Annotated in this window: 7 protein-coding genes; 2 read left to right on the forward strand and 5 right to left on the reverse strand. The window is 33.5% G+C overall.

All coding sequences use genetic code 11. The annotated features are described in order from the left end of the window. Positions 1–99 precede the first annotated feature (99 nt). The 5 genes from ACXAHM_RS13790 to ACXAHM_RS13810 are packed head-to-tail and all read right to left on the reverse strand — an operon-like array spanning position 100 to position 8,633. Complete coding sequence (locus ACXAHM_RS13790; protein WP_474961030.1) at positions 100–1,479, reverse strand: sulfatase-like hydrolase/transferase; 1,380 nt, start codon at positions 1,477–1,479, stop codon at positions 100–102. A gap of 3 nt (positions 1,480–1,482) precedes the next feature. Continuing rightward, the gene (locus tag ACXAHM_RS13795) at positions 1,483–2,787 is read right to left on the reverse strand and encodes a c-type cytochrome domain-containing protein (protein ID WP_474961031.1); all 1,305 of its coding nucleotides are present in this window, start codon (positions 2,785–2,787) and stop codon (positions 1,483–1,485) included. A gap of 21 nt (positions 2,788–2,808) precedes the next feature. Next, positions 2,809–3,918 (reverse strand): NHL repeat-containing protein, encoded by a 1,110-nt coding sequence (locus ACXAHM_RS13800; protein ID WP_474961032.1) that lies wholly within the window; start codon positions 3,916–3,918, stop codon positions 2,809–2,811. Between the two features lie 3 nt (positions 3,919–3,921). Beyond that, positions 3,922–5,403: a DUF1501 domain-containing protein gene (locus tag ACXAHM_RS13805; RefSeq protein WP_474961033.1), complete on the reverse strand. Its 1,482-nt coding sequence runs from the start codon at positions 5,401–5,403 to the stop codon at positions 3,922–3,924. 5 nt (positions 5,404–5,408) lie between these two features. Further along, a complete protein-coding gene (locus ACXAHM_RS13810) occupies positions 5,409–8,633 on the reverse strand; it encodes a DUF1553 domain-containing protein (protein WP_474961034.1) in 3,225 nt (1,074 codons plus the stop codon). A 234-nt stretch (positions 8,634–8,867) separates the two neighbouring features. Between ACXAHM_RS13810 and ACXAHM_RS13815 the strand changes: the two genes are divergently transcribed. Both ACXAHM_RS13815 and ACXAHM_RS13820 read left to right on the forward strand, forming a co-directional pair. Next, positions 8,868–10,406 (forward strand): hypothetical protein, encoded by a 1,539-nt coding sequence (locus ACXAHM_RS13815; RefSeq protein WP_474961035.1) that lies wholly within the window; start codon positions 8,868–8,870, stop codon positions 10,404–10,406. 184 nt (positions 10,407–10,590) lie between these two features. After that, positions 10,591–12,432 carry a T9SS type A sorting domain-containing protein gene (locus ACXAHM_RS13820; protein WP_474961036.1) on the forward strand — a complete coding sequence of 614 codons (1,842 nt, stop codon included), beginning with the start codon at positions 10,591–10,593 and terminating at the stop codon, positions 12,430–12,432. The last annotated feature ends 19 nt before the right edge of the window (positions 12,433–12,451 follow it).

Consider the following 12,451-nt stretch of genomic DNA (forward strand, 5'->3'; position numbering starts at 1 on the left):
GTTCTTCTTGAAAAAAGAAACTTAATTATGAACTGAGAAAGAAATTAAACTCTGAATTAAAAACGAGACAGCGTTCAGTTTACACTCCCAAAATACAGTTTAATTATCCACTGACTTTCTCTGTTTATACTTATCTATTCTTTCCATTGCTGCACCTTCATACTTTCTTTGTAATTGCCATCTTGGACGAGATAGAGTTAATTCCCAATCAAAAAGCATTTTATACAGTTCTTTTACTTTTTCAGGGTATTGATAGGCTAAATTATTTACTTCTGAAATATCTTCACTGAGATCATACAATTCTGCAGGGCGATCTGGAAAACGTAGTAATTTCCAATTTTCATGTCTAATTGCACCTCTATTTTCTTTTTTCCAATACAATGTTTGATGCGGATTAATATCGTTTTTTTGACTTAAGAAGGGTAACAAGTCAACACCATCTAACTTCAAATTTTCATTACCGTTACCCATTTTGTAAAAGGTTGGAAGTAAATCTAATGTGCTTATTGGTTTTGTATAGACCCCTTTTCCCAATTTAGGGATATGAATAAAGAATGGAACTCTAATTCCTCCCTCGTAATGGTTAGCTTTTGTTCCACTTAGAGGAGAATTATCAGAAGCATTTGCATCTGTAGGACCACCATTATCATTAGTAAAAATTATAATTGTATTTTCTTTGAGACCTTCCTTTTCTAGATAGGAAAAGATAGTACCACAAGCCCGATCTAATCCGTAAGTCATAGCTGCTAATTTCTTTCTTTTTCCCTCAAGGTTGGGGAATCTATCTAAGTCCTCTTTTTTTGCATGCATTGGATTATGAACAGCATTGAATGATAAGTATAAGAAAAAAGGTTTCTCTTTATGTTCTTTTATAAATGCAATTGTTTCTTCAGCAAATTGATCAGTAAGATATTGGTCAGGTTCCTCAAAATTTCGGAAATTCCTTTCTATTCTATCCTCTTCTTTCGTATTAATATTTTTTTCATTGAATGCCCAATAACTTCTTGCTCCCCCTCTAAAACCATAAAAGAAATCAAATCCTCTTTTATTAGGATGGAATTTATCAGCATTACCCATATGCCATTTCCCTATAATTCCTGTTGTATACCCTAATTCTTTCAGATAATCTGCTATTGTTTTTTCTTCCAGGGGAAGCCCCATTTCATCATCTTCAATATGATAATTTTGCATATACCCTGGTACATTATTTTCCTCAAAACCAAATCGTTGTTGATATTTACCAGTTAACAAACCAGCTCTAGAGGGACCACAAACTGCCCCTGCTACATATGCTTGAGTACAAATGATACTTTCATTAGCTAAACGATCAAGTGCTGGAGTTTTAAATTCTGTACTACCTTGAAACCCAAAATCAGCATAACCTGCATCATCAGTCAGAATTAATATTATATTCGGTTTCTTTTGTGCAAAAATTGTAGATACATTTAATAGGAAGAGTAAGAATATTATGTATTTCATTTTTTAGTTATTTAGAGTGGCATATTTTTTTCCAACATTCGTATTCCAAGAGTAAACTTTCTCTAAAAGAGGTAACTGTTGAAGTTTTTCTAAACCAGTATCACTGATTTCGGTAGAATGTAGATTGATTACTTTTAATTTTTCTAATGACAATAAATAATCTAGATTGTCATCATTAATGTTCGTATTGCTTAAATTAATACGTTCTAAATTACTACAATCTCTAATTAAGGTTAGAAACTCTTTATCCAAATTTTGTCCTTTAAGGTCTAACCATATGATATTATTTTGAATTGCTTTCAAAAGGGGAAGGTGTTTCTCTAACTTTACTTTTTCATGAAATGCGATATCGTAGGCATTGCTTTCATTTATGATTTCACGGTAGTGAAAGTTTGACGAAGCTAAATCTTGTAAAACAGATGGTTTAATGGGATCAAAAGCATATTCTACTTGTGAAGTTAAACCTAAACGTTGTTCTATATTTGCGAAAATCATCTCTGACTTTTCTATAGAAAGCAATAAGGTGTCAAAATCGGCAAGTCCATGTTCTATCCAAAATGTTATAATTGCTATATCATCATCAGATAAAGGTTTCTTACCCTCAGGAGGCATTATTTCTTCATGATGATGAGGAAGAGAGATACGTTGTAAAAAGCTACTTTTTGAAGTATTTCCAGCAATAATAAAGGCTCCATTTTTACCCCCTTTAAGAATACCTTTTACTGATGTCAGGGATAAGTTTCCTTTCTTTTTTTCTTCATTGTGACAGCTTATACATTTTGTTTCAAGAATGGGATAGACAAGGTCTCCAAAAACTTGTACATCTTCCAATGAGGTAATTTCTGGTCTATCAAATTCACTTTTTTCTTGATGAAATTGAATAGGGGAATATTGTGTAAGATAAGTAGAACCGTGTGTTAAATTGCCACCCATATGTCCTGTTAACCCTAATAGAATAAATAACAGGATTAAAGAGGAATCATATAATTTTAAATCTTTATCTTTTAAATAGTATGAAATAAAAATGACCACTGTGGTGATGATACCGATCCATTGATGTAATTGAATACTCTGTACATCATAATCACTTTCACCACTTCCTAAAAATAGCCCCAAAATACAAGCTATAATTCCACTAATCCCACTAGAAATTAGAATTAGTTTAGCTACATTTTTATTAGAAGTAACCACCCTAAATTTTTCAGCTAATTCAATAATAAAAAGCATAAAAAGGAAACCGATAGGAAGGTGGACAATTAGCGGATGAAATCGACCAATAAAAATAGAAAAGTTTGAAAAATCTATCATGGTTTTCGTGTGAGTATTGGTTTAAATTCTTTCAAGTTTTAACGGTGGTGTTTTATTCGCATTCCATTGACATACATACATGTTTTTATCTTCATCTATGCATACATCATGACCATGTAATATAGGCTGACTTGGAATTTGATAGGAGGGTTGAAGTTGTCCATTTTCATAAATTGGTGCCGTTCCACCCGGATTTGAAACAACTTTGTCCCCTTCAAGGATTGTAGTAAATCCTGTATGTTTTAACCAATTGTATCCTCCACTATTGTTAGGAGATGACCAGCATACTCCAGCATATAAGTTTTGTTCATCAAAAACAGCTCTGCACATATACATGTTAGTCAACTTAATTTTTTTGACAAATACACCCTCTAACGTATAAAATTTATAAGTGCTTTCGTTTCTGGAAGAACAACATAATAAAGGTTGCTGAGGGTCTCTCAAGTCTACAGTTACTCCATGAGCATTGAATAGATTATAGTTTTCATCTTCATTGTCATGTCCTCCCCATTTACGTATAAACTGTCCTTTGGCATCATAATGAAGAATATAATCTTTACCATAGCCATCTGCTACATAAATATCACCATTAGGAGCAACGGTAACTTCTGTTGGGCAGAAATGATCTCCCTCTTCATAGACTCCAATAGTCTGAGGGTGACCAATATCAAAAAGTACTCTTCCATCTAAAGTAGTTTTAGAAACTCTTCCATTATGCTGAACGAACTGACCATTTTTTCCTAAGAACCAACCTGAATCTGTTAAATAAAGAAAGTCTTCTTCACCTTCTCGATGAAGTGTAAGTCCATGCCCTCCAGGATAAACTGTTCCCCAATAATCAAGGAGTTTACCAGATTTATCAAAAATCAAAATGTTATTATCCGTATGATCTCCCATCATGATAAGTCGTCCTTTACTATCGATAACCATTTCATGACAGTTCAAAATTGGGTTTCTTACGCTACTAATTTTTGCCCAATCTTTTACCAATCGATATTGATAGTCTCCATGTCCTAAGATCAACTCAGGCTCTACTATTCTTTTAAGAATATTGAAACTATACAAAGGTGAAGCCAATGTACCTGCTACCGCTATGCTAGTACTTTTGATAAATGTTCGTCTAGAATTCATGATTTATGAGAGGATTTTTTTTACAACATTACCATGGACGTCCGTTAACCTAAATCTTCGCCCTTGGAATTTATACGTCAATTTTTCGTGGTCAATACCCATAAGGTGCATGAGCGTAGCATGAAAATCATGTACATGAACAGGATCTTTGACAATGTTATAACTAAAATCATCCGTTTCACCATAGGTCATGCCTGCTTTCACTCCAGCGCCAGCCATCCACATACTAAAACACTTTGGATGATGGTCTCTACCATAATTATTGGCAGTTAATTTACCTTGTGAATACACCGTTCTTCCAAACTCACCTCCCCAGATAACGAGTGTATCTTCCAAAAGCCCTCTACGTTTTAGATCCTTTAGAAAACCAGCTGTTGCCTGATCAGTATCTAAACATTGTTTTTTAATACCATTGGGCAATCCAATATGTTGATCCCAACCTCTGTGATACAATTGAATAAACTTGACTTCCTTTTCAAGTAATCGTCTTGCCATTAAACAGTTGGCAGCATAAGTTCCTGGAGTTCTACTATCTTTTCCATATAATTCAAAAACTTCCTCAGGTTCATCAGAAAGGTCAGTCACTTCAGGTACAGATGTTTGCATACGAAAAGCCATTTCATATTGAGCAATACGAGCATCAACTTCAGGATCGCCATAAGCAGAGTTTTGAACCTCATTCAGCTCTTTTAAATAAGAAAGCATCTCTTCTCTATCCTCATGCTGATAGTTTTCAGGATTATTCAAAAATAGAACGGGGTCTTTTCCACTTCTAAATTGCACTCCTTGATGTTGAGTAGGTAAAAAGCCATTCCCCCAAAGACGAGAATACAATGGCTGCCCTGAATTCCCTGAAGTAAGAACAATGAAATTGGGGAGGTTTTTATTATCAGAACCCAACCCGTAACTCATCCAAGACCCTATAGACGGACGCCCTGGAAGTTGATGACCTGTTTGAAAAAAAGTAATGGCAGGGTCATGATTTATCTGTTCCGTATACATGGATTTAATGATACAAAGATCATCCACCATCTCAGCAGTGTGAGGAAGAAGTTCACTTACCCAAGTTTTATTTTTTCCATATTGCTTAAACTTGAACTTTGATGGAGCAATGGGCAGGGATGATTGTTGTGCACTCATGGCTGTTAACCGTTGACCTTGTCTTACCGAAGAAGGCAACTCCTGTCCAAACATATCTGTCAGTTTGGGTTTGTAATCAAAGGTCTCAAATTGAGAAGGTCCACCACTTTGAAATAAGTATACAATGCGTTTAGCTTTAGGCAAAAAATGAGGTAAACTCTGAGTAACTTCCTGCTCAAAATTAGTGGGAGTCTTTCCAAAGACTTTATCCAAACCCATTAATGAACTTAAGGCAAAAGCACCAATACCCATTGAAGTCGTGGTAAGGAAATGCCTTCTATCCATTTTCTTTTCTACAGATTGAAGGTCTTTGTTGTTTGATCTATATTTCTTTTTATTACACATAATTATTATCGTCTAGTAATTGTAGCATCTGAATTAAGAATTAAACTCGCCACTATTGCATTTGCAGCAACATCTGAGTCATTTAGATGTTCCTCTTTTTTCGATGCTCCAGCGCTTAACCATCCTTTCGTTTTTTCAGGATGTTTAGAAAAGCGTAACTTTTCTTTTTCTTGTACTTTTTTGAGTAAAGCCAATTCTTTTTCAGAAATATCTTTACCTGTTAATTTGAAATACACCTGTTGAATCCCATCTTCATTGAAATCGCTTTTCGTAATTTCCTCACCCAACTTTCTGCATGCTTCTATGTAAGTGGGGTCATTCAACAGTACCAGAGCTTGTAGTGGTGTATTGGTCTTTTGTCGCCTTACAGTACATTCACTTCTTTCAGGTTGATCAAAAGTTGATTGAGTAGGATTAGGTACTGTTCTTTTCCAAAAAGTATACAAACTTCTTCTATAAAGATCATCACCCTTATCTTGCTGATATTTCCCAGCATTCATTGCCCATAAACCCTCCGGTTGATAAGGTTTTACACTTTTCCCTCCAATTTTAGGTTTAATTAAATTGCTTGCTGCGAGTGCATTGTCTCTCATCATTTCACTACTCAATCGGAACTGAGGACCTCTAGCAAGTAAAGTATTGTAAGGATCTTTTTTTCTTAATTCAGAAGGGCAAATACTACTTTGTCTGTAAGTAGCTGACATAACAATTTTCTTTTGAAGTACTTTTACATCCCATCCACTTTTGATAAATGAATCAGCCAAATGATCCAATAACTGAGGATGTGATGGGAGTTTTCCTTGATTACCAAAATCCTCAGAAGTTTCTACTAATCCTTGTCCAAAGTAATTTTGCCAATATCTATTCACAGCTACTCTAGCAGTCAGAGGATGCTTAGGATCTGTCAACCATTTTGCTAATCCCAACCTATTTTTAGGCAATGACTCATCAAAAGGTAAGATAGCTTCAGGGGTATTAGGGAAAACCTCTTCTCCATATTCATTATAAACACCTCTTTCAAGAAGGAAAGATTTACGAGGCGTTTCCATCTCTTTCATCACCATTACTTCTTTTAAGGTATCTAGTGTATGATCCAGTTTTGTTTTCTGAACAAGATATTCCTCACGATGATACTTGATTGTTTTATTGATTCTATTGAAATAATGATCTATCAATAATTCTTTTTCTTTAGCCGTTAATTGCTCTTTTGGTCTTTCAAGAAAAGGATTGATTTTACTTGGTGAATAGAGATAACTCACTTCAAGGTCCGTTAAACAAGTAGCAAAAACTTGAATTTCATCAACAATAGTTTTTTTCATGCCTAATCCTCTCCATCGTGCACCAATTTGTAAACCAGGCTCGATAGGTTGGGCATAAATAATATCTTCATATTGATGGAAAATAATCGTTTTCGTCAAGTTATCTTTTGATGTATTCATTGAGAGCTGTTCCCCATTTAAATATAGTTGTAACCCTTTTGCTTGACTTGTTCCATCGTAAGTCATGGTTAATTGTACCCATTCATCTTTTGGTAGATCGATATCACTTTCTTTAATGATGGCATTTTCAGGGTAGGTATGTGCCATGATCGTCTGAAGTTTGTTTTCTTTGAGGTATAAAGTATAGCCCTTCATTGCATGTAACATGACCGCTTGATTTTTATGAAAGATGACGCCTTCTTTTAAAGATTTAGGTACGTTGATCCATAAACTAATTGAAAAAGGTTGATTGCGATCGTAGGTACCTACTGGTTTTAAATCAATCCATGCATCACCATCAAGTAATACACCATTACCACGCTTTCCTTTTACAAAAGAAGGCTGCTCATTGTTTGAAAATTGACGATTCATACGTCCTTCTTTTCCAGAACGATTATCTTTAAGATGATCATTAAGAGAGAAAAATGCCGTAGGAGTAGGGAATGTGTTTTTTAAATTTGTTTGATAAGTTTCTTCTTGCAACCATTTCTCGGCGTTATGTTTTTCATCTTTTAAACTGCTATTAATCTCCCTTTCTTTTTGTTGACAAACTTCTTTTAGGTAACTGATGACCTCTTCTTGTTCGCCTGTAGGAAGTGTCATAGTCGGTACAGGAGTATCATTTTCATCCCAAGAAATTTGCCCAGTTTCATTGATATTATTGAAAAAACTGAAGAGCTCATAATAGTTTTTCTGAGTAATGGGATCGTATTTGTGATCATGACAACGTGCACATGCTACAGTCAACCCCATTATACCAGTACCTACAACAGCTGTTCTGTCCGCTACATATTCCACTCTAAATTCTTCATCGACTATGCCCCCTTCAGCATTTTGAGCATGTAATCGATTAAAGCCCGTCGCAAGTATTTGTTCTTTTGTGGGGTTAGGTAAGAGATCTCCCGCCAATTGATAAATCAAAAAAGAATCATAAGCCATATTATGATTAAAAGAAGAAATGACCCAGTCTCTCCAAGGACTCATATCTCTGTAGCGATCAATTTGATAGCCATGAGTATCTGCATATCTTGCTACATCCATCCAATCAGTAGCCATTTTTTCACCAAAAGCATTAGAGGCTATAAGTCGGTCCACTTGTTTTTCATAAGCATCTTCAGAAGAATCATTCATAAATGACTGATATTCTTTTTGAGTAGGAGGTAGACCTGTTAAATCTAAGGATAAACGTCTTAAAAGAATTGCTTTATCAGCTTCTTCAGAAGGCGTTAATCCTTCTTCTTTTAATCTCGTTTCCACATAGTGATCAATTTGATTTTTTCCCCAGTTTGAGACTTGTTCAACTTTATGATTTTCGATGGCTGTAAAAGACCAATGTGGTTTATATTCTGCCCCCTCTTCAATCCATTTGATTAATGATGCTTTTTCTTTGGCAGTCAAAGTTAAATGAGAATCGGGTGTGGGCATAATAAGTTCAGGATCATCTGATAGAATTCTAAAGATAGCTTCACTCTTCTCTGGTGATCCAGGAAAAATAGCATATTTCCCTTTCGATTCCGTTAATTCTTTGGTTGCCGTTTCTAAACTATGTAATTGTAAACCTGCTACAATTTTACCTTTATCTGGACCATGACAAGCAAAACATTTATCAGATAGTATGGGCTTTATATCTTTATTAAAATCTAAAGTAACGGGCAACTTAAGATATGCTTCGTTAACCTCTTGAGGCATTTCCATTTTACAGGAAGAAAAAAAGTATAAAGTGAGCAGAAAAACTAAAGAGCTGTATTTCATTTCATCAAAAAAGTTTGTGTGTATGAGAATTCTGATGACCTAATTTGATGTAGAAATGATGATAACCCTAAATAACCACATAGACTCTATATAGACAATGCACTTTTTTAGGTAAAAAAAATTGTAAGAAATGTTTGATTAAATCATATTGAGAAAGGTTTTTAACTAGACAGTGGGCAAAACTTTAGATTAATGTATAGACAGCTTCTCCTTTTCATTTTCCTGATATCATATATGCAAAATAGTTTTGCTTATGACAATGAGATCATTATTACTCCTCAATTTATTATGGAGAATTATAATGATGAGACTATCAGAAATTTATATTTTGAACTCTCAAAATATAAAGTAGAAAGCAATGTAAAGAGACAAGTAAATCTGTATCTGAAATTAGGAGAACTCTATTGTAATAGAGTTAATTTTCATAAAGCCTATGAAGCTTATTGGGAAGCCTTATTTTTATTAGATGAAGAAAACTTTCCTGAGTTAAAAGCTCAAGCGTTTAACGGTATGGGAGTATTGTATAGTTTGTTTAATCGAAATAAACAAGCTGTTTATTATTATCAAAAGTCGCTCGATATTATAAAAAGTTTAGTAGATCAATCTATCTTAGATCCATCAAGATTAAGGAAAAACTATTATTCATTAGCAGTACATTACAGGTATCAGAATGAACTCGAAAAATCAAAAAATTATTTAGATAGTTGTACTGCTTTACCCACTGATAACCGATATTCTGAAGTACTTATTAAATCAGAGAAAATCTATCATTCCACTGATTTTATTGAGGAGGATTTCTTAAAGTTGGAGAAAGAATTACTTGACTTAAATTATACTTCTTATTTAGTAATTTTTTATACCATTCATGGGGATTCTTATCTGAAGAATAAAGAAGTAACAAAAGCAAAAGAAAAATATTTATCAGCACTTGATATTGCAAAGAAAGAGAAAGCACATCTAAATTTCACGCCTATTATCTATGAAAAATTAAGTCATGCCTTTCAATCAGAAGGAGATTTGAAGAATACATTAAAATTCACGATGATCGGAAATCAGCTAAATAATTGGTTGTATAGTAGTAAAAGTGACCATAATAAATCGTTGTTAGAAATATCGGATGACTACAAAAAGAAAGAACAACAGCAACTGCAATTAATAAAACAGCAAGAATTTGAAAACATCAAACAAGAACAAAAAATCTTATTGCTCACCATCGCTGTGTTAGTACTCATTACTTTAGGAATTTACTCCATTGTGAGGAATAGAATAAAGACATTGAAACTAAATTACGCTCATGAAAAAGCCAATTTAGAATACCAACAAAAAATAAAAGAAGAAAAGAATAATGAGGTATTAACCATTAAAAATAGTGAGTTAACGAATACAACGCTTCAAATCATTGCCAAAGATGAACTGCTCATTGATGTGAAAAGTAAATTGAAAACAGTTTATAAGGATACAAAATCTAAAGAAATTCAGAGGGTGATGAATGCTATAAAAATCAATCAAGATCAAAGTTGGCTTGAATTTGAAAATAGGTTCACATCTGTCAATCCTCATTTTTATAAGGTACTAAAAGATAAATACCCAACTCTAACCAATTATGATTTGAAAATCTGTGCCTTGATTAAACTTAATTTTACAGGGAAAGAAATGGCAAAACTCTTGGGGATATCACCGGAAAGTGCCAATACTTCAAGGTATAGATTACGTAAAAGATTGGGGTTGGAGAAAGGTGAAGATTTATTGGATTTTATCCATCATACTATTTAAAGAGTAGATACAATACTATGAATCTGATTATCATTGAATATTTGAAATATATTATTCCAATAGTTCTAAAGTCAAAATAGTATTACTATTTACCCAAATTGGTAGAGTTTACTGTAGTTCTAGTCGATATCTTGTCATTTGAAATGAATTATACTTTTTAATGTCAATGATATTGACCCTTTTTATGGATTTTAAGCGTACTACTTTTTATATACTTTTTATTTTTGGTCTATTCTTGCAACTGCCTTTACACGCAACGAATTATTATATTGATGCTGAAAATGGGAGTGATAGCAATAATGGAACTACTGAATCCACACCTTGGCAGTCCATTGAAAAACTAAATCAAGCTACTTTTACAGGTGGAGATCAAATACTCTTTAAGTCGGGAGTAGAAATAAAGGGACAATTTAAACCAAAAGGTAATGGTACATCCAATAATCCCATTTTTATTGGGAAATATGGAGGTGAAGCATTAGCTATGTTGAATGGTGATGGTAATACAGCTGCAATTGCATTGGGAAGTAATCAAGGTTATGAAATTGCAGATTTAGATATTCAAAATTATGGTGGTGAAATTACAGGAGAGAATTCTGATAGAACTCGATATGGCATTCAGATTACGAATTATACTCCAGGTGTCAAATCTTATTTTTACATTCATGATATTATTATTCATAATGTTTATCCAGTTGAAGCAACGCCTGATGAATCAAATGATCCAGCTTACAAAGGATATGGAATTCAAGTTACAACAGGTTCAAATAATGATACATATATTAAAGATGTTACCATAGATAATATTGAAATCTATGATATTGGGTATAGAGGTATTATATCAGGTAGATGGGGAAATGTAGATGAAGCGTATTTTTATAATCAGAATTTTACGATTACAAATAGCTACATACATCATTTAGGAGGTTCTGGTATTGTACCTTTTCAAGTAAAAGGATTGACTGTTGAGAATAACATTATTGATCACTCAGGTGATAATTCTGATCCTCGTATGATTGGTAGAGGAAGTGGTATTTGGATGGTAAGGTGTGTAGATACAATGATTCAATATAATAAGTTTATGTCTGCACGTGGTAAGAAAGATTCTTGTGGTGCACATATTGATATTGGTAATGAAAATACAATCATTCAATATAATTACAGCTACGATAATGAAGGCGGTTTTGCTGAACTTATGGGTGGTAACGTCAATTCAATCTATCGCTATAATGTCAGTGTCAATGATGGTTGGAGAGTGAAAGACTCTAAAACGGGATATGCAGAAGGAATCATATTTTGGTTAGCAGGTTATATGGGTAAAGGTTTAGATCCTGAAGGTTCTGTGAATTCTCAAGTATATAATAATACCATTTATATTGGTGAAGGAATTACCTCACGTTATTTATTAACGCATGGTACTCAAAATGTATTTAAAAACAATATTTTACATATTGATGGAGAATTAATTTATGATAATAGGAATGATATTGTTGTTGATTTTGATTACAATATTTATAGTGGAAAAAATCCAACTTTAACTGGTTTTACACCAGGCAGTCATTCTATGGTTGATGTTCCATCGGGAATTATTAACCCAGGCGGTACGGAAGAAGAGGATTATCAAATTGATGAATCTTCCCCAGCAATTGAGGCGGGATTTCTTTTTGATATTGATTTAACAGAAGACTATTTTAATTTGCCTTTAGGAAAAGAAACAAGAAATATTGGAGCACACGAATTTGGGGCTTCAATCGAAGAACCTGAAGAGCCAGAGGAACCTACTTCAGTGGAGGATTTTAAAAATGAAGTTTTGGTATATCCCAATCCTTCTAACGCAATTTTTAATGTAAAAGCAGTAAATTCAATTTCCTACACTTTGTTTAATTCAGTAGGACAAAATATTAATGAGAAAGAAATTAAAGGGAATCAGTTTTCAATTGATTTATCAACACAAAATAATGGTATTTATTTTATGCTGGTACAAACAACAACAGGTATTCAAAAAGTAAAACTAGTTCTGGATAACTAAATTTAGTTTTCTCTTTAAG

It is taken from the genome of Flammeovirga sp. AWQ4_249 (genome assembly GCF_056161045.1).

Excerpts from the sequence above, each read along its gene's own strand:
- ACXAHM_RS13815 (WP_474961035.1), top strand. The coding sequence starts at position 8,868 with ATGCAAAATAGTTTTGCTTATGACAATGAGATCATTATTACTCCTCAA.
- ACXAHM_RS13790 (WP_474961030.1), bottom strand. The coding sequence starts at position 1,479 with ATGAAATACATAATATTCTTACTCTTCCTATTAAATGTATCTACAATT.
- ACXAHM_RS13820 (WP_474961036.1), top strand. The coding sequence starts at position 10,591 with ATGGATTTTAAGCGTACTACTTTTTATATACTTTTTATTTTTGGTCTA.
- ACXAHM_RS13795 (WP_474961031.1), bottom strand. The coding sequence starts at position 2,787 with ATGATAGATTTTTCAAACTTTTCTATTTTTATTGGTCGATTTCATCCG.
- ACXAHM_RS13800 (WP_474961032.1), bottom strand. The coding sequence starts at position 3,918 with ATGAATTCTAGACGAACATTTATCAAAAGTACTAGCATAGCGGTAGCA.
- ACXAHM_RS13810 (WP_474961034.1), bottom strand. The coding sequence starts at position 8,633 with ATGAAATACAGCTCTTTAGTTTTTCTGCTCACTTTATACTTTTTTTCT.
- ACXAHM_RS13805 (WP_474961033.1), bottom strand. The coding sequence starts at position 5,403 with ATGTGTAATAAAAAGAAATATAGATCAAACAACAAAGACCTTCAATCT.